Source organism: Lysobacter arseniciresistens ZS79 (assembly GCF_000768335.1).
Taxonomy (GTDB): Bacteria; Pseudomonadota; Gammaproteobacteria; order Xanthomonadales; family Xanthomonadaceae; genus Novilysobacter; species Novilysobacter arseniciresistens.
Genome location: NZ_AVPT01000021.1, coordinates 13,843 through 31,150, shown reverse-complemented (window position 1 = coordinate 31,150; position 17,308 = coordinate 13,843). Strand labels below are relative to the sequence as shown.

At 71.8% G+C, this 17,308-nt stretch carries 13 protein-coding genes and 2 pseudogenes; 9 read left to right on the top strand and 6 right to left on the bottom strand.

Annotated features, from left to right (window positions below; genetic code table 11):
* Window positions 1–32 precede the first annotated feature (32 nt).
* Complete coding sequence (gene tssA, locus N799_RS10420) at window positions 33–1,067, top strand: type VI secretion system protein TssA (protein WP_036211991.1); 1,035 nt, start codon at window positions 33–35, stop codon at window positions 1,065–1,067.
* On the opposite strand, the gene N799_RS10415 is transcribed toward tssA, so the two are convergent.
* The 3 genes from N799_RS10415 to N799_RS10405 form a co-directional block, all read right to left on the bottom strand.
* The gene (locus N799_RS10415) at window positions 1,064–2,899 is read right to left on the bottom strand and encodes a DUF885 domain-containing protein (protein ID WP_238978905.1); all 1,836 of its coding nucleotides are present in this window, start codon (window positions 2,897–2,899) and stop codon (window positions 1,064–1,066) included. The genes tssA and N799_RS10415 overlap by 4 nt on opposite strands.
* Window positions 2,900–3,075: 176 nt before the next feature.
* Window positions 3,076–3,345, bottom strand: coding sequence for a GlsB/YeaQ/YmgE family stress response membrane protein (locus N799_RS10410; protein WP_036212034.1), 270 nt, complete (start codon window positions 3,343–3,345; stop codon window positions 3,076–3,078).
* A gap of 140 nt (window positions 3,346–3,485) precedes the next feature.
* Window positions 3,486–4,784, bottom strand: a complete 1,299-nt coding sequence (locus tag N799_RS10405) for an AMP-binding protein (protein WP_238978912.1) — start codon at window positions 4,782–4,784, stop codon at window positions 3,486–3,488.
* Window positions 4,785–4,930: 146 nt separating this feature from the next.
* Here N799_RS10405 and N799_RS10400 point away from each other — a divergent pair, with 146 nt between their 5' ends.
* The 6 genes from N799_RS10400 (at window position 4,931) to rpmG (ending at window position 8,800) form a co-directional block, all read left to right on the top strand.
* A complete protein-coding gene (locus N799_RS10400) occupies window positions 4,931–5,527 on the top strand; it encodes a 4'-phosphopantetheinyl transferase family protein (protein WP_052101455.1) in 597 nt (198 codons plus the stop codon).
* 8 nt (window positions 5,528–5,535) lie between these two features.
* The gene (rsmG, locus tag N799_RS10395; protein ID WP_036212025.1) at window positions 5,536–6,225 is read left to right on the top strand and encodes a 16S rRNA (guanine(527)-N(7))-methyltransferase RsmG; all 690 of its coding nucleotides are present in this window, start codon (window positions 5,536–5,538) and stop codon (window positions 6,223–6,225) included.
* A gap of 158 nt (window positions 6,226–6,383) precedes the next feature.
* Window positions 6,384–7,187 carry a ParA family protein gene (locus tag N799_RS10390; RefSeq protein WP_036211988.1) on the top strand — a complete coding sequence of 268 codons (804 nt, stop codon included), beginning with the start codon at window positions 6,384–6,386 and terminating at the stop codon, window positions 7,185–7,187.
* The gene (locus tag N799_RS10385; RefSeq protein ID WP_036211985.1) at window positions 7,184–8,140 is read left to right on the top strand and encodes a ParB/RepB/Spo0J family partition protein; all 957 of its coding nucleotides are present in this window, start codon (window positions 7,184–7,186) and stop codon (window positions 8,138–8,140) included. Before N799_RS10390 ends, N799_RS10385 begins: the two co-directional genes overlap by 4 nt.
* Window positions 8,141–8,385: 245 nt before the next feature.
* Window positions 8,386–8,622 carry a 50S ribosomal protein L28 gene (gene rpmB, locus N799_RS10380; protein WP_036211982.1) on the top strand — a complete coding sequence of 79 codons (237 nt, stop codon included), beginning with the start codon at window positions 8,386–8,388 and terminating at the stop codon, window positions 8,620–8,622.
* A gap of 10 nt (window positions 8,623–8,632) precedes the next feature.
* Window positions 8,633–8,800 carry a 50S ribosomal protein L33 gene (rpmG, locus tag N799_RS10375; protein ID WP_203225050.1) on the top strand — a complete coding sequence of 56 codons (168 nt, stop codon included), beginning with the start codon at window positions 8,633–8,635 and terminating at the stop codon, window positions 8,798–8,800.
* 148 nt (window positions 8,801–8,948) lie between these two features.
* Here rpmG and N799_RS15990 read toward each other — a convergent pair.
* Both N799_RS15990 and N799_RS10370 read right to left on the bottom strand, forming a co-directional pair.
* Window positions 8,949–9,182: pseudogene (locus tag N799_RS15990) on the bottom strand (proprotein convertase P-domain-containing protein); the annotation flags it as partial.
* Window positions 9,183–9,335: 153 nt separating this feature from the next.
* Window positions 9,336–11,072: pseudogene (locus N799_RS10370) on the bottom strand (S8 family peptidase); the annotation flags it as partial.
* Window positions 11,073–11,504: 432 nt separating this feature from the next.
* On the opposite strand from N799_RS10370, the gene N799_RS10365 reads away from it, so the two are divergent.
* Window positions 11,505–14,588, top strand: a complete 3,084-nt coding sequence (locus N799_RS10365; RefSeq protein WP_036211976.1) for a winged helix-turn-helix domain-containing protein — start codon at window positions 11,505–11,507, stop codon at window positions 14,586–14,588.
* Between the two features lie 15 nt (window positions 14,589–14,603).
* Here N799_RS10365 and acs read toward each other — a convergent pair whose 3' ends face one another.
* A complete protein-coding gene (gene acs / locus N799_RS10360; protein WP_036211973.1) occupies window positions 14,604–16,556 on the bottom strand; it encodes an acetate--CoA ligase in 1,953 nt (650 codons plus the stop codon).
* Window positions 16,557–16,713: 157 nt separating this feature from the next.
* Here acs and N799_RS10355 point away from each other — a divergent pair, with 157 nt between their 5' ends.
* Window positions 16,714–17,307 (top strand): DUF421 domain-containing protein, encoded by a 594-nt coding sequence (locus N799_RS10355; RefSeq protein WP_036211970.1) that lies wholly within the window; start codon window positions 16,714–16,716, stop codon window positions 17,305–17,307.
* The last annotated feature ends 1 nt before the right edge of the window (window position 17,308 follow it).

The window sequence follows — 17,308 nt, the reverse complement described above, 5'->3', positions numbered from 1 at the left end:
CCCGAGCGGGCGGCCACCCCGCCCGGACCGCCATGCTCGATTTCGACACCCTGCTGCAGCCCGTCTCCGACAGCCGCCCGACCGGCGAGGACCTGTCGTTCTCGCTGGAGTACGACACCATCCAGGAGGCGCGCCGCGCCGATGACCCGTCGCTGGAACAGGGCGAGTGGGTGACCGAACTCAAGACCGCCGACTGGCCGGCGGTCGCGCGCCAGTGCAGCCAGCTGCTGCGCGAGCGCAGCAAGGACCTGCGGCTGGCGGTGTGGTGGACCGAGGCGCAGGCGCGCAACCACGGCATCGAGGGGCTGACCGCCGGCTACCGGCTGCTGACCGGGCTGTGCGAGCGCTACTGGGACGATGTCCATCCCGCGGTCGAGGACGGCGACCTGGAGCAGCGCATCGGCAACCTGGTGTGGCTGATCGGCCATTCCGGCGACTGGCTGCGGCAGGTCCCGCTGACCCGCGCGCCGCAGGGCCGGTTCGGCCTGGCCGACTTCGAGGCCGCGCGCGCGCGCCAGGGCGACGACGGCGACGGCCCGACGCTGGAGACGATGGAAGCCGCGCGCCGCGATACCCCGCACGAGTTCTACCTGCAGCTGAGCAACGCGATGCCGCTGTGCCAGGAATCTCTGGCCGCGCTGGAGCAGGTGGTCGACGAACGGCTCGGCCAGGACGGTCCCAGCTTCACCGCGCTGCGCGACCAGCTGGCCCGGCTCGACGACACCGTGCAGCGCTTCGCCCGCGAGGCCGGCGTGCTGGTCGACCTCGCCGACGACGCGCCGGCCGCACCTGGCACCGCGCCCGGCACCGCCGCGGCCGCGGCGCCGGCCGCACGCAACGGCGAGATCACCAGCCGCGCCGAGGCGATCGCGCAGTTGCGCAACGTCGCCAACTGGTTCCGCCGCACCGAGCCGCACAGCCCGGTCGCCTACCTCGCCGACAAGGCCGCGCACTGGGGCGAGATGCCCCTGCACGCCTGGCTCAAGCGGGTGATCCGCGACGACGCCGTGCTCGGCCAGCTGGAAGACCTGCTCGACGTCGCCCGCCCGGGCGATTCGGACGACTAGCGCGCCGCGGTCTTCGCCGCGGATTTCTCCTTCGCCGCGGCCGCGCGGTCCGCGATGAACGCGCGCACCTGCGTTTCCAGCACCGGCAGCGGCACCGAGCCCAGCGCCAGCACCATGTCGTGGAAGGCCTTGATATCGAAGTCGGCGCCGAGCGCCTGCTCGGCCTCGCCGCGCAGCCGCACGATCGCCAGCTCGCCGAGCTTGTAGCTCAGCGCCTGGCCGGGCCACGAGATGTAGCGGTCGACCTCGGTGGTGACCTCGTGCTCGCTCAGCGCGGTGTTGTCGCGCAGGTAGGCCAGTGCCTGCTCGCGGGTCCAGCCCTTGGCGTGCACGCCGGTATCGATCACCAGCCGGCAGGCGCGCCACATCTCGTAGGTCAGGCGTCCGAACTGCTGGTACGGGGTTTCGTAGATGCCCATTTCCTCGCCGAGCTTCTCGACGTACAGGCCCCAGCCCTCGCCAAAGGCGGAGATGTAGGTGTGGCGGCGGAAGTCCGGCAGCGCCTTCTGCTCCTCGGCCAGCGCACCCTGCAGCGCGTGGCCGGGCGAGGCCTCGTGCAGGGTCAGCGCCGGCAGGTTGTACAGCGGGCGCGACGGCAGGTCGTAGGTGTTGAGCCAGTAGGTGTTGTTGCCGCCGCGGCCGGCGGTCCAGAACGGCGCGATCTCCGGCGGCACCGGGACGATAGTGAAGCGCGCGCGCGGCAGGGTGCCGATGTAGTCGCCGACCACCGCGTCGATGCGCTTGGCGATCCAGGCGGCGTGGTTGAGCAGCTCCTGCGGGGTCTTGGCGTAGAACTGCGGATCGGTGCGCAGGAAGTGCAGGAACTCGGCGAAGCTGCCGTCGAACCCGGTCCTGTCGATCACCTTGTCCATTTCGGCGCGGATCCTGGCGACCTCGGCGAGGCCGATGCGGTGGATCTCGTCGGGCGAGAGGTCGAGCGTGGTGTATTCGCGGATCTGCTGGCGGTAGTACGCCTCGCCGTCGGGCAGCTCGGAGGCGCCGAGGGTGGGTCGGGCCTGCGGCACGTACTCCTCGCGGAAAAACGCGAGCAGCTCGCGGTGGGCGGGGATCACGCGCTCGGCGATCGCCTTGCGGGCGTCGGCACGCAGCTGCGCCTGCACGTCGGCCGGGATCGTCGCCGGCAGCCTGTTGAACGGTTCGTACAGCGACGACGCGGTCGGGTCGTCGAGTTCGGCCACCATCGCGATCGATACGTCGCGGCCGTCGAGCACCGCGCGCGGCACGCTGAAGCCGCGCGCCAGGCCGTCGCGCATGTTGGCGATCTGCTGGTCGAAGTAGCGCGGCACGTCGGCGAGGCGGTCGATGTAGGCGCGGTAGTCGCCGACGCCGTCGAAGTCGCCGCGGGCCATGAAGCCGAGGTTCGACCAGAACGACGAGTCGGAGTTGAACGGCATCTGGTAGCCGCGGAAGCGCACCTCGGCGGCGAGGTTCTCGATCTGCGGGCGGTAGACCGCGAGGTGGATGCGGTTCTCCGGCGACAGCGCGGTGGTGGCGAGGGCGTCGAGCTCGGCCAGCACGCCTTCCCAGACCTCCAGCCGCGCGGCCTGGCTGGCCGGGTCGACCGACGGCAGGGTATGCCGGGCGTCATCGCCGGCGCTGTCCTCGTCGGCCATGCCGAACTGCTGCCGGCGCCACTCCCACTCGCGTTCATGGATGGCGGTGAATTGCCGGTCGGCGGCACTGGGCGCGGCCGCGGCGTCCGTGGCGGCGGCCTGCGCGGATGCCGGCGCGTCGGCGAGCGCGGCCGGGGCGGCAAGCGCGAGATGGGCGGCGGTGATGCAGGCGAACAGGACTGGATGGCGGAGGTTCACGGGCGACTCGGGTTCCGGGGCCAGCCGGCATCTTCGCATCGACCGCCGCGGGCGACCTTGCCCGACCCGTCAGTTCGGCCCGTGCCGGTTTCCGCGGCCCGCGCGGAGCCATGACGCGGGCCGCAACAAAAAGCCCGGCGGGGTGCCGGGCTTTTCGATCCACCTTACAGCCGGACTCAGCGTACCCGGCCGCGGCGGAACAGGTTGACGATCGCCAGCAGGATGATCGCGCCGACCAGCGACAGCAACAGGCCCGACAGGCTGAAATCACCGTCGTTGATGTCGCCACCCAGGCCCAGCATGCTGCCGATCCAGCCGCCGAGGAAGGCGCCGATGATGCCGACGATGATGTTCAGGAAGATGCCCTGCTGCGCATCCGTCTTCATGATCATGCTGGCGATCCAGCCGATGATGCCGCCAACGATCAGCCAAATGATGATACCCATCATGGTTGTGTCTCCTTGGTCCGTTACAGAGGGTGGGAACGCACCCCTGCGTGGGGGCGGATTTCAGTCTGTATAGGCCCACGTGACGGCGATGTGGGGAATTAACGGGCGCCGCCACGGCCGCCTGAACGGGCGGTCTGTCACCCCTCCAGCAGGGCCAGCAGCGCGTGCCGCGGCAGCTTGCCGGTGTCGTTGCGCGGCAGGGTGTCGACGCAACGCAGCCGGCGCGGCAGGAACACCGGGTCGACCTGGCGCCGCAGCGCCGCCAGGATCGCCGCGGCGTCCAGCCCCGGAGCCACCGCGAGCGCGGCGATCCGGCGCACGCCGGCGCCGTCGCGGGCATCCAGTTGCAGCACCACGCCATCGACCACGCCCGGCACCGCCAGCAGCTTGCGGGTCAGGTCGGCCAGCGAGGCGCGCTTGCCGGCGATCTCCAGCAGGTCGGCGTTGCGGCCGCGCAGCTCGAAGCGGCCGTCGGCGCACAGTTCCACCAGGTCGGCCAGCACCACCGGGTGGTCGAGGTGCGGCGCGTGCACCGCGGTGCCATCGGGCTGCGGCGCCAGGCGCACGCCCGGCAGCAGGGTCCAGGCGGTCTCGACCGCGGTGCGGCGGCGGGCGAACACGCAGGTCTCGGTCGAGCCGAACACCTCGCGCACCTCGCAGCCGAAGCGGACCTCGGCGGCCTGCGCCAGTTCGGCCGGCAGCGGCGCGGTCGCCGACACGATGCCGGCCAGCGGAGGCAGGCCGATGCCCGATTCCAGCAGCGCGCGCAGGTGGACCGGGGTGGTCACCAGCAGCGGCGGGGTGATCGCCTCGGCCAGCGCGCGGGCGACGTCCTGCGGGAAGAACGGCCGCGCGCCGTGCACCGCGACCGGCCCCAGCAGCGGCAGCAGCACCGACATCTCCATGCCGTACATGTGCTGCGGTGGCACCGTGGCGACCACGTGGGTGCTGCCGTGGCGATCGAGCAGGTCGGCCAGCGCGGCGAGGTTCTGCGCGGTGCTGCGGCGGAACGAGCTCCAGTGCTTGCGGTTGGCGCTCGGTTGGCCGGTGCTGCCGGAGGTGAAGCCGATCGCGACCAGCGCGTCGGCGGCGATGTCGAGCGGGCCGCCGTCGAGCTGCGGCAGCTGCGGCGGCAGGCAGGTGTAATGCGGTGGCACCGGATCGAGCGGCTGGTCGCCGAGGCAGTAGCTGCCGGGGTGCGCGGCCAGCACTTCGTCGACCACCGCCGCGGCGCGCGAGGACGGCAGCAGCGTGACCTGCCCGCGCGAGGCGGCCGCGCAGAACGCGACCAGGAACCGGTAGCGGTCCTCGCACAGGTTGATTGCGTACGGCGCCGCCGGCAGCGTCGCGGCCACGCCACGGACCTCGCGGCGGAATTGCTCAAGCAGGATGTCGCCGCGGGCGTCGAACGCGATCGCACGCCCGGGCGCCCCCATCGTCAACGCCGCGCGCGCGCCCGAGGCGACCTGCGCGGCAGTGGTTTCAATCACCGCGGACATTGTTCTTCTGTGTTCCTGCGGCCACGCCGCCCCCTGTGGATTAGCTTACGCTGGCCCGCCGGCCACGCGCCAACCGAGCTTTCATGTCCCTGTCTGCGCCACCGCCGCCGCGCTGGACGTTCCTGCCGTTGCCGCGCCGCGCCCGTGCCGAGCCACTCGCGCGGGCCTGGCTGGCGGCGCAGCTGGGACACGACGCCATAACGTTGCCGCTGTCCCGGACCGGCCGCGGCCGCCCGCAACTGGGGCCGCCGCTCGACGACGCCGACTGCAGCTGGAGCCACAGCGGCGAAGGCCTGCTGGTGGCGCTGGGCCACCGGCTGCGGGTCGGGGTCGACCTGGAATGGTTGCGCCCGCGGCCGCGCGCGGGGGAACTGGCGCGGCGCTTCTTCGACCCGCGCGAGGCCGACTGGCTGGCCGCGCGGCCGCCATCGACGCGCACCGATGCGTTCATCCGCCTGTGGTGCGCCAAGGAGGCCGTGCTGAAGGCGCACGGGCGCGGGCTGTCGTTCGGGCTGGACCGTCTGCACATCGTGATCGACGACGACGGCGAGCCGCGTTTGGCCGGCTGCGACCCCGCCCTCGGCGCACCGGCCGACTGGCAGCTGCGGCAGTTGCGGCCGGCCCCCGGCTACCTCGGCGCACTCGCGTGGCGGCGGCCGCCGGCGGCGCCCGCGGCATAATCGCGCCGATGAACGACGCCCTCCCGCCCGCGCTGCGCACGCAACTCGATACCCACCTCGCCGCCGGCCTCGACACGCTCGGCCTTGACCGCGCGCTGGCCGGGCCGTTGCTGGACTACCTCGCGCTGCTGCTGCGCTGGAACCGCACCTACAACCTGACCGCGGTGCGCGACCCGCTGGAGATGGTCGACAAGCACCTGCTCGATTCGCTGGCGATGCATCCGTTCGTCGCCGGCATTGCCGCGGCCGGCGGCACACTGGCCGACCTCGGCACCGGCGCCGGCCTGCCCGGCATCCCGCTGGCGATCGCCCGGCCCGGCCTGCGCGTGACCCTGGTCGAGAGCAACGGCAAGAAGGCGCGCTTCATGCGCGAGGCGATCCGCAGGCTGTCGCTGGCCGACGTACGCGTGGCCCAGTCGCGCATCGAGGCGCTGGACGAGCCCGGCCGCTACGACGCGATCACCGCGCGCGCACTGGCGACGCTGCCGCTGATCGTCGAGCTTGGCGGCCACCTGCTGCGCCCCGGCGGCCGCCTGCTGGCGATGAAGGGCGTCTACCCCGCCGACGAGATCGCCGCCCTGCCCGCCGGCTGGACGATGCTCGAATCGCACCCGCTGCGGGTCCCCGGCCTGGCCGCCGAACGCCACCTGGTGGTGGTTGGCCGCAACGACGACCGGGACGCATCCGCGCGGCCGTGACCGCAGTCACGCCGGCCGCCGCCGGCACGCGCGAGCATCGGCACCGTCGGCCCCGTTCGGGCAAGCCCCGGCCGAGGCGGGCATAATCGCCTGTCCGACCGGCGCCACGCGCCGTCCTGCGCACACACAGAACCACCACAGAATCGGGGACGAGCCGCATGGCCCGCATCATCGCCGTCGCCAACCAGAAGGGCGGGGTCGGCAAGACCACCACCGCGGTCAACCTTGCCGCCGCGCTCGCGCGCACGCCGAAGAAGGTGCTGCTGGTCGACCTCGACCCGCAGGGCAACGCCACCATGGGCAGCGGCGTCGACAAGCGCGAGCTGGAGACCTCGGTCTGCGAGGTGCTGCTGGGCGAGGCCGCCGCGCGCGAGGCGATCGTGCGCGCGCCGGAGGACTTCGACCTGCTGCCGGGCAACATCGACCTGACCGCCGCCGAGATCCGCCTGATGGGCGTCGACGGCCGCGAACAGCAGCTCAAGCGGGCGCTCGCGCCGGTCGCCGGCGACTACGACTTCATCCTGGTCGATTGCCCGCCGGCGCTGTCGCTGCTGACCCTCAACGCGCTGACCGCGGCCGACTCGATCATCGTGCCGATGCAGTGCGAGTACTACGCGCTGGAAGGCATCAGCGCCCTGCTCGACACGATCGAGGCGCTCAAGGCCAACCTCAACCCGGCGCTGGAGATCGAAGGCGTGCTGCGCACCATGTTCGACGTGCGCAACAACCTCGCCAACGCGGTCTCGGCCGAGCTCACCCACCATTTCGGCGACAAGGTGTTCCGCACCATCGTGCCGCGCAACGTGCGCCTGGCCGAGGCACCCAGCCACGGCCAGAGCATCGTCGGCTACGACAAGGCCAGCCGCGGCGGCATCGCCTACCTCGGCCTGGCCGGCGAGGTGCTGCGCCGCCAGCGCGAGCGCCAGCAGGCCACGCCACAGCCGCAGGAGGCCACCGCATGAGTGCAGACGAGACCATCGCCAAGGCGCCGGCCAAGGGTGCCGCCGCCAAGAAGCGCGGGCTCGGCCGCGGGCTGGAGGCGCTGCTCGGGCCGAAGGCCGCCGCCGAGGCGCCGTCGCTGGAGGCCACCGGCAGCGACACCCTGCGCCACCTGCCGGTCGATGCACTGACCGCCGGCAAGTACCAGCCGCGCAAGCACTGGGACGACGAGAAGCTCGACGAGCTGGCCGAGTCGATCCGCGCCCAGGGCGTGATCCAGCCGATCGTCGTGCGCGAGGTGCGCGACGGCAACCGCGGCTCGCGCACCTACGAGATCATCGCCGGCGAGCGCCGCTGGCGCGCCAGCCAGCGCGCCGGCCTGGCCGAGATCCCGGTGGTGGTGCGCGAGGTCGACGACCGCACCGTGGTGGCGATGGCGCTGATCGAGAACATCCAGCGCGAGGACCTCAACCCGCTGGAAGAGGCGACCGCGCTGCAGCGCCTGATCGACGAGTTCGACCTGACCCATGCACAGGCCGCCGGTGCCGTCGGCCGCTCGCGCGCGGCGGTGTCCAACCTGCTGCGCCTGCTGGAGCTGCCGCCGGTGATCCGCGCGCTGGTCGAGAGCCGCCGGCTGGAGATGGGCCACGCCCGCGCGCTGCTGACGCTGTCGCCGGAACTGGCCAGCAAGCTCGCCTCCGACGCCGCCGAGCACGGCTGGTCGGTGCGCGAGGTCGAGCACCGCGCGCAGCAGTTCGCCCTCGGCAAGGTGCCCGAGGGCAAGCGCGCCAAGCCGGCCCGGGCCAAGCCGCAGGCCGACATCGTCAGCCTCGAGCGCGAGCTTTCGGAGTCGCTCAACACCAAGGTCAACGTCCTGCACGGGCGTGGTGGCAAGGGGCGGCTGGTGATCCACTACAGCGACCTCGACTCGCTCGACGGCGTGCTGGAGCGGCTGCGCGGCGACGGCGCCGGCTAGTCCGCCCGCCGGGGCGCTTGCCCCACGTCGAAAAAACCGCGACAATGCCCGGCTCGCTGTGTCCAGCCGCCCCACGGGGGTCGGCGAGGCGGCCCTCCGGAAGCGCGATTCCGGCCCGCCGGTTCCAGCAACCGCCCTGCGTGGCGGGTTCCACCACCTGCATCGCGCGCCACCGCGGAACCCGCGGCTGGCAGGGCCGCCGCCTCCCTGGCCAAGGGAAGCCCCAACTACCTTTCGAGGTGCGTATGTCCCGTGTATGCCAAGTAACCGGCAAGCGAACGACGACCGGCAACAACGTCTCGCACGCCATGAACAAGACCCGCCGCCGCTTCATGCCCAACCTGCACGAACGCCGGTTCTGGGTCGCCAGCGAGAACCGCTGGATCAAGCTGCGTGTTTCCACCAAGGCCCTGCGCACCATCGACAAGAACGGCATCGACGCCGTCCTCGCCGATCTCCGCGCACGCGGCGAAAAGATCTGAGGAGGACTGAATCATGGCAGGCAAGCGCGACAAGATCCGCATGATCTCTTCGGCCGGTACCGGTCACTTCTACACCACCGACAAGAACAAGAAAAACACGCCGAACAAGATGGAGATGAAGAAGTACGATCCCGTCGTTCGCAAGCACGTGATGTACAAGGAAGGAAAGATCAAGTAAGCCTTCCGGCTTGTTCGAGTCACCAAAAACCCGCCTCACGGCGGGTTTTTTTGTGCCGGCCGGAGTGCGCGCGCCGCCTCCTGGCTGCATTGCCGGATAAAGAAAACCCGCCTTGCGGCGGGTTTCCAGGGTCAGCCGTTACGCTGGATCAGAACGTGATGCCCCAGCTGTTGATGTAGCCGGTGTCGCCGGTCCAGTTGTCGGTCGCCTTCAACGTCCAGCGGCCGTTGAGCTGCTCGCTCGACAGATCGAGGGTCGCGTAGCCGATGACGTTGTCGGCGCTGTCGCGGCTGTTGGCAGCCTTGATCAGGTATGCGCTGCCGTCGGGCGCGATCAGCTCGACCTTCAGGTCGCCGCGGTAGCTGTGGCGGATGTCGACGTCGACGCGGGTGGTCGCCGGGGCATAGCCGCTGCGGCCCGACACGGTCAGCCAGCTGGTGGTGTAGCTGTTGTCGTAGATGGTGTAGTCGGTGCTGTTGGTGTAGGTCTGCGGACCGGTGTCGCCGCCGCCATCGCCGCCACCATCGCCGGCGGTGTAGTCGGCCACCAGGCTCACGTTGCTGAAGCTCGAGTACGCCTTGATGCGGACGTGGTAGGTGCCCGCGGTCGGCGTCGCAAAGCTGCAGGTCTCGGCATTGCCGCTGCGCCACGGACGGCAGTCGTAGCTGCTGTCGGTCGGGGCGCTGCCGCGCTTGACGTACAGGTCGGCATCGCCGCTGCCGCCGGACATCGTGAACGACAGGTTGCTCGCGCCGGCCGGGACCTCGAAGGTGAAGGTGACGTCGCTGCCCGTGCTGGCCGACAGCCCGCTCACCGGCACGCCCTTCTGCAGGGTGCCGTCGCCGCCGCCACCGCCGCCACCGCCGCCGCCGCCACCGTCGGACACGGCAGCGACCGCCGCCGCGGCGTCGACGATGCCGTCACCGATGTCGCGATCGGGGGTGGAGGGGAACGCACGCAGGGTGCTCTTGAGGGTCGACTCGATCTCTGCCGGGCTCAGCGTGCCGCCGGCGGCGGCCTGCATCAGTGCGACGACACCGGCCACATGCGGGCTGGCCATCGAGGTGCCCGACAACAGGCTGTAGCCTTCCGACGCTGGCGTGGTGGTGCCGGTGTTGATGGTCGAGGCGATGTCGCTGCCCGGCGCGGCCACGTCGATCAGGCTGCCGTAGTTGGAGAAGCTCGAACGGCTGCCGTCGCGCGTGGTGGACGCCACCGCGATCACGTTGTCGCAGCTGGCCGGAGTGTAGCCGGCGGTCTCGTCGTTGCTGTTGCCGGCGGCCACCACCACGGTGGTGCCCTGGCCGACCGCGAAGTTGATCGCGTTCTGGTAGCTGGACGAGCAGCCGCCGCCGCCGCCCAGGCTCATGTTGATGACCTCGGCGGGGTTCGGGTTGGACGGCACGCCCGAGACGCTGCCGCCGGCGGCCCAGACGATGCCGTCGACGATGTCGGAGGTGTAACCGCCGCCCTTGCCGAGTACGCGCACTGGCGAAACCTTGGCGCCGTAAGCAACGCCGGCGACGCCGGAGTTGTTGTTGGTCACCGCCGCCACGGTGCCGGTCACGTGGGTGCCATGCCAGCTCGAATTGCGGCCGCCTGAAGCGTCGCCTTCGTCGCTCGGATCACTGTCGCGGCCGTTGCCGTCGCCGGCGATGGAGGCATCGCTGATGAAGTCGTAGCCGGCAATCATGTTGGCATTGAGGTCGCTGTGGTCCGTGATGCCGGTGTCCAGCACCGCGACCACGATGCCGGTGCCGGTGGTGGCGTTCCAGGCGTCATCGGCATTGATGCCGCCGGCGGCCTCGTAGTAGTGCCACTGGTAGTCGTTGTAGTAGGTGTCGTTGGGGGTCAGGATCGGCTGCATCAGCCGGTCGACCTCGACGTAGGCGACGTCCGGGTCCGCGGCCAGCCGGCGCATCAGCGCCTCGGCTTCGAAGCGGCCGAGCTTCTTCTGCGTCTTGAGCACGGTCGCGCCGGTCGCGATGTTGCGCAGCTTGTGCAGGCCCAGCGCCTTGCCGTGCACGGTTGCCTGCGCGGCGGCGTTGAGCGAGCGGCGCAGCGCGGCCGGGTTGACGCGCTCGTCGGCGCCGTCCTTGTACTTGACGATGAAGCGGTCGTTGCTGGCGTCCGACTGCAGGCCGGAAGCGTTGACCAGGCCGTTGCCGGCGGCGGCGGCCGGCGCGGCGACCATGGCGGCGGTGAGAGCGGCCGCGGTGGCGGCGGCGAGGGCATGCTTGCGCATGCGGTGCGGATTGGAACCTGTGGACATCGTGGAATTCCCCTGGCGTGTGCCTGGCTGGGTATCAGTCTCAAGGTCCGGACCCGACCCCCTGTGGCCCGCAGGCATCGTCCCGATGCCGTTGGAGGGTCCGGAAATAAAGGAGGTCGTGGATGCGGATCCATCCCGGCGTCCACGACCGTGGTATCGCTGTCCGGCGTTCCGTGCCGCCTCTGTCGCGATCCCGCGCGCTCCCGCCGCCTGTCATCCTGACCGGCGCCGGAGCACCATGCAGATGTATGTGACCGGATCGGGTCGGCGCTTCTGCGGGGTGCTAAATTCGGTCTCATTAAGTTCTAAAAGATGCAGTGCCGGAGTTCTCCCAGGCCCATGGATCAGGGCATAACTGTTTGAATTCATTGGCCGTTGGTGGCGACGCCGCGGTCCGTTCGGCGCGGCCGCGCCGCCCGGGGAGAGAGAGCTGTGACAGAACGGGACGGCGCACCCTGGCCGCTCGATGCCACCCGTCTGCAGGTCGGCGACCTGCGGATCGACCTGCGCTACCGGCAGGTGGAGGGACCTGAACAGCAGGTCGAACTGCCGCAGCGGGTGTTCGACCTGCTGCTGGTGTTCCTGGCCCGGCCGCGGGTGCTGCACTCGCGGGCGTCGCTGTTCGAGCAGGTCTGGCCGGGGCTGGTGGTCGAGGACGCCAACCTGTCGCAGAGCATCTGGATGCTGCGCAAGGCGCTTGGCCCGGCGCGCCGTGACTGGGTGCGGACGGTGGCCAAGAGCGGGTACGTGTTCGAACCGCCGGGTGCGGTGTCGGTGGTGGCAGGGAGCGAGCCTGGACAGGCGGCGGACCCGGCGGTGGCGGCGGAGGCCGTCGTCGATCCGACGGCCGCTGGTCTGCCGGTTCCACCGGCGGGCCCGCTGTCGACTGCCGGTACGGCGGCCGCGGAGGCTTCCGCGCCGGTTCCGCCGGCGGATGCCGTTGCGGCACCGGCCTCCGGAATTGCGTCGGAGGAGCGGCCAGTGACTCCGGCAACACCGGAGCCCGTGACCGCGCCGCCGTCCCGTGACGCCGTCGAGGCGCTCGATCCGGCCACGACACCGGCGCCGGACCCGGCCTTCGTCCCGGCCCCACCTGTCCCGCCCGCCCGGCACGCCGCGCCGGGCCGCTCCCGCACACGCCTGCCGCGACGCCGCCTGCTCATCGGCGGCGCGGCCGCGGCGGTGGCGCTCCTGGTGGTCGCCGCCGCGCTGCTGCTGTCGCCGTGGCGCACCGGCACCGCGGGCACCGGACCGGTCGCAATCGCGCTGGTCGAGGTCGGCGAAGGCACGGACCGCGACCGCAGCTGGCCGACCGCGCTGCTGCACGCGTGGCTGGAGTTCAAGCTCGATTCGCTGCCCGAGGCCATGCTGCTGACGGAGGCCCACCTCGCCGCCGACGCCGGCGAACTGGCCCCGCGGGTCGTGCTGCTGGCCTCCGGCACCGCCGCGGGGCGGCCCGACGAGTACTTCGTCCGCGCCCGCCTCGACGGACCCGACGGCCCGCGCAACGTCGAGCTGCGCGGCAGCGCCGAGGAGATCCCCGCGCTGGTCGACCAGTTGTCCTCGCAGGTGCTGGCGGCGCTGCTGCCGGCCCGTGCGGACGCCGCCTGGCCGGCGCTGGCGATCGACGCCGACACCGCCCGCGCCTACGCCGCCGCCTACGACCGCTACGCGCGGCGCGACCTCGCCGGCAGCGTCGAGGCGCTGGAGGCCGTGGTCGAGCGCGCCCCCGGCTTCGGGCTGGCCCACCTGCAACTGTCGATGAGCCTCGCGCGACTGGGCCAGGCCCGACCGGCGGTCGCCCACATGGGGGCGGCACTCAGCCGCCTGACCCCGCTGGAAGACGACGCACGCCGGGTGCTCGACGCCGCCGCGCTGACGGTCGACCCGCAGCGCTACCTCGAGGCCGCGGACGCCTACAACGCGCTGGCCCGCGACTACCCCGGCAAGACCGGCTTCCGGCTCGACCAGGCCGGCTACCAGTACCGCTCCGGCAACCCCGAGGCGGCGCTGGCCACGCTCGACACGGTCGACTGGCAGGCCCAGCCGGCCAACGTGCGCATCCGCTGGCACCTGACCCGCGCCGACATCGCGTTCTCGCAGGGCGACCCGGCGGCCGTGCGCGAACATGCCGGCCGGACCGAGGCGATGGCGCGCGCGGCCGGCGCCGGCTGGGAACGCGAACTGGCCGGCGCCCTGCACCTGCTGGCGATGGTCGAGGTCTACCAGCACGGGCCGAAGGCCGACCGCTCCGGCTTCGAGGAGGCGGCGAAGCTGTACGAGTCGATCGGCGCCGATCTGGACGCGCTGTACGCGCGCGTCTCGGCCGACCTGACCGGCCCGCCGGGTGACTACACGCGGTTCGACACGCTGCTGGCGCGTGCGTACGCCGGCGGCTACCGCAGCATCGAGATCCAGCTGCTGCGGCGCTCGGCGTTCCAGCACTACGCCGCCGGCGACCTGGCGATGTACCGGACGCGGCTGGAGCAGGCCAGCGCCGCGGCGGAGGCCGCCGGCGACGCGCTGGGCCTGCGCGCGCTGGAGCTGGACCTGCTCAACGAGGACCTGCTGACCGGCCAGTTCGACCAGGCCCGCGAGCGCGTGCGGCGGATCCGCCACGACGACCTGGCCGCCGACGAGTCGGTCTGGCTCGACCAGTTCGAGGCCTTCATCCAGGCCCTGCACGGCGACTATGCCGGCGCGATGGCGGCGCTCGGCCAGACCCCGCAGCGGCTGCAGCGCAAGGGCCTGCCGGGGCTGCCGGAGACCACCCTGGCGCGGCTGGCCTGCGCCCGCGGCGACCTGCTGGTGCTGCAGGGCCGGATGGACCAGGCGCGGATCGAGCTGGACCGCTGCGGCAGCACCGACGAGCCGTTCGTGGAGCTGCGCGCGCAGTGGCTGGGCGCCTGGCTCGACCAGATGGCCGGTGACACCCCGGCCGCCGACCAGCGGCTGGACGCGCTGGCCGCCGAGGTCACCGGCCAGCCGCCGTCACCGGACCGCTGGAGCGACGGCATCGAGCTGGCCTACCTGCTGGACCGCAACGGCCGCCACGAGCAGGCCGCCACGCTGTACCGGGAGGCCGTCGCGGCACTGCAGGGCACCGGCTACCACTGGCTGCAGGGGCACGCCGAACTCGGCCTGGCCGAGAACAGCGCCGCCACCGGCGACTGGCAGGGCGCCGCGAGCCACCTTGCCACCGCCCGAACGATGCTGCCGCCGGAGCTGTGGGCCACCGACCTGCGGATGGACGTGGTCGCGATGCTGCTGGCGCTGGCCCGCGGCGAGCACGAAACCGCGACCGCGCAGCTGCTCGCCAGCCACGCCGAGGCCCACCGCGTCGGCGACGTAGCGGCGCAGGTCGCGTTGCATAGCCTGGTGCCGGCGGACGCGCGGCTGGGGCCGTGTGACGCCTCCGGCCGTGGCTCCCAGGTGGCGAGCACCGGCATGCGTGGCGCCACGCTGGACTGGCTCACCGCGGCGCTGCCGCAGGGGCGGCGCATCGCGGTGGAGTAGCCGCCGCCGGCCCGGTCAGGGCACGCGGCGGTCGCGCACCAGCGACTCCACCACCGACGGGTCGGCCAGCGTGCTGGTGTCGCCGAGCTGGTCGGTGGCGTTCTCGGCGATCTTGCGCAGGATCCGCCGCATGATCTTGCCCGAGCGCGTCTTCGGCAGTCCCGGCGCCCACTGCAGGTGGTCGGGCGTGGCGATCGGGCCGATCTGCGCGCGCACGTGGCGCACCAGTTCGTCGCGCAGGCCGTCGCTGCTGGCCTCGCCGGCGACCAGGGTCACGTAGGCGTAGATGCCCTGCCCCTTGACGTCGTGCGGGAAGCCGACCACGGCCGCCTCGGCCACCTTCGGGTGCGACACCAGCGCGCTCTCGACCTCGGCGGTGCCGATGCGGTGGCCGGACACGTTGATGACGTCGTCGACCCGGCCGGTGATCCAGTAATCGCCATCGGCGTCGCGGCGGCAACCGTCGCCGCTGAAGTAGTTGCCGGGGTAGGTGCGGAAGTAGGTGTCGATGAAACGCTGGTGGTCGCCGTAGACCGTGCGCATCTGGCCGGGCCAGGAATCGGTGATGACCAGGTTGCCCTCGGCTTCGCCCTCCAGCACCCGGCCGGCGGGGTCGACCAGCGCCGGCTGCACGCCGAAGAACGGCCGCGTCGCCGAGCCGGGCTTGAGGTCCATCGCGCCCGGCAGCGGGCTGATCATGATGCCGCCGGTCTCGGTCTGCCACCAGGTGTCGACCACCGGACAGCGCGAGCCGCCGACCACCTCGAAATACCAGCGCCAGGCTTCGGGATTGATCGGCTCGCCGACGCTGCCCAGCAGCCGCAGCGAGCCGCGCGAGGTCGACTTGACCGGCTCGTCGCCCTCGCGCATCAGGGCGCGGATCGCGGTCGGCGCGGTGTAGAAGATGGTGACCGCGTGCTTGTCGATCACCTGCCAGAAGCGCGCGCTGTCGGGCCAGGTCGGCACGCCCTCGAACACCAGCGCGGTCGCGCCGTTGGCCAGCGGGCCGTAGACGATGTAGCTGTGGCCGGTGACCCAGCCGATGTCGGCGGTGCACCAGTAGACGTCGTCCTCGCGCAGGTCGAACACCGCCTCGTGGGTGTACGCGCAGTAGACCAGGTAGCCGGCGGTGGTGTGCAGCACGCCCTTGGGTTTGCCGGTGCTGCCGGAGGTGTAGAGGATGAACAGCGGGTCCTCGGCGTTCATGCGCTCGGGCTCGCACTCGACCGGCTGGCTGTCGACCACCGCGTCGAACCAGCGGTCGCGCGGCATCTGCATGTCGACCGCGGCGCCGCTGTGGCGCACCACCAGCACGGTCTCGACGCTGTTGGTGCCCGGCAGTTTCAGCGCGGCGTCGACGTTGGCCTTGAGCGGCACGCCGCGGCCGCCGCGACGGCCCTCGTCGGCGGTGATGATCAGCTTGCTGCCGCAGTCGGCGACGCGGTCGGCGATCGAGCTGGCGGCGAAGCCACCGAACACCACCGAGTGGACCGCGCCGATCCGCGCGCAGGCGAGCATCGACACCACCGCCTCCGGGATCATCGGCAGGTAGATCGTGACCCGGTCGCCCTTGCGCACGCCCAGCGCCCGCAGCGCGTTGGCGGCCTGGCAGGTGCGCGCGTGCAGTTCGCGGTAGCTGATGTGCTGCGCCGGCGCGTCGGGGCTGTCGGGCTCGAAGATGATCGCGGTCTTGTCGCCACGCTCGGCGAGGTGGCGGTCGAGGCAGTTGGCGGCGGCGTTGAGCTCGCCGTCGGCGTACCAGCGGATGCGGAAGTCGTGCAGGTCGAAGCTGGTGTCCTTGATCACCGTCGGCGGCGTCATCCAGTCCAGCCGTTCGCCGATGCGGCCCCAGAAGGCCTCCGGCTGCTCCAACGACCCGGCGTACAGGCGCTGGTACTGCTCGCGCGTGATCCGCGCATCGGCGGCGAAGGCGGGATCGACCGGATGGACCGTGGGGGTCGTGTTCATGGCGCGCTCCTGGGCTGTTCGACGGGCGCGGCGGGCGACCGCCGCAGGCCCCAGTGTGCCCCAGCGCGCACCGCGGGCGCGTCGACGGGCGTCGCATCCGTCACCCCGCCTTGCCCGTCGCCGGTGCCAACTGGCGGCCTCACCGCGAAGGGCCGCCATGGAAACCGACATCCGCGTATTCGACTGGGACCGCCTGCTGCTCGGGCTGCCGCCGAAGCTCTACATGCTGGAGATCGTGTTCAAGATCCTGGTGGTCTTCGCGATCCTGATGCTGGTGCTGCGGTTGATGGGCAAGCGCGGCCAGCAGGACCTCAGCCCGATGCAGCAGATGCTGCTGATCGCGCTGGGCTCGGCCGCCGGCGACGCGTTGCTGTACCCGTCGGTGCCGCTGGTGTACGCGGCGCTGATCCTGGTCGGCGTCACCCTGGTGATGGTGCTGCTGGAGACGCTGGCCGAACACTCGCGGCCGCTGCGCGACTACATGGAATCGCGTCCGCGGGTGCTGGTGCGCGACGGCCGGGTCGACTTCGAGGCGCTGCGCAAGGAGCGCACCACCCGCCGCGAGCTGTACGCCGAGCTGCGCATGAAAGGCGCCCGCTCGCTGTCGCAGGTGCATTGCGCGGTGCTGGAGGTGACCGGCGACATCAGCGTGTTCCTCAACGACCGCGAACCGGCCGACGAGGACCTGCTGGCCTACGTGCTCGACCCCGACCGGCACCGGGCGCCGCAGGTGGACGCAGAGGGCGCCTGAG

Coding starts and splice junctions, on each gene's coding strand:
- N799_RS10390 (WP_036211988.1), top strand. CDS start 6,384: ATGGCCCGCATCATCGCCGTCGCCAACCAGAAGGGCGGGGTCGGCAAG.
- N799_RS10355 (WP_036211970.1), top strand. CDS start 16,714: ATGGAAACCGACATCCGCGTATTCGACTGGGACCGCCTGCTGCTCGGG.
- acs (WP_036211973.1), bottom strand. CDS start 16,556: ATGAACACGACCCCCACGGTCCATCCGGTCGATCCCGCCTTCGCCGCC.
- rpmB (WP_036211982.1), top strand. CDS start 8,386: ATGTCCCGTGTATGCCAAGTAACCGGCAAGCGAACGACGACCGGCAAC.
- rsmG (WP_036212025.1), top strand. CDS start 5,536: ATGAACGACGCCCTCCCGCCCGCGCTGCGCACGCAACTCGATACCCAC.
- N799_RS10385 (WP_036211985.1), top strand. CDS start 7,184: ATGAGTGCAGACGAGACCATCGCCAAGGCGCCGGCCAAGGGTGCCGCC.
- N799_RS10405 (WP_238978912.1), bottom strand. CDS start 4,784: ATGGGGGCGCCCGGGCGTGCGATCGCGTTCGACGCCCGCGGCGACATC.
- N799_RS10410 (WP_036212034.1), bottom strand. CDS start 3,345: ATGGGTATCATCATTTGGCTGATCGTTGGCGGCATCATCGGCTGGATC.
- N799_RS10400 (WP_052101455.1), top strand. CDS start 4,931: ATGTCCCTGTCTGCGCCACCGCCGCCGCGCTGGACGTTCCTGCCGTTG.
- tssA (WP_036211991.1), top strand. CDS start 33: ATGCTCGATTTCGACACCCTGCTGCAGCCCGTCTCCGACAGCCGCCCG.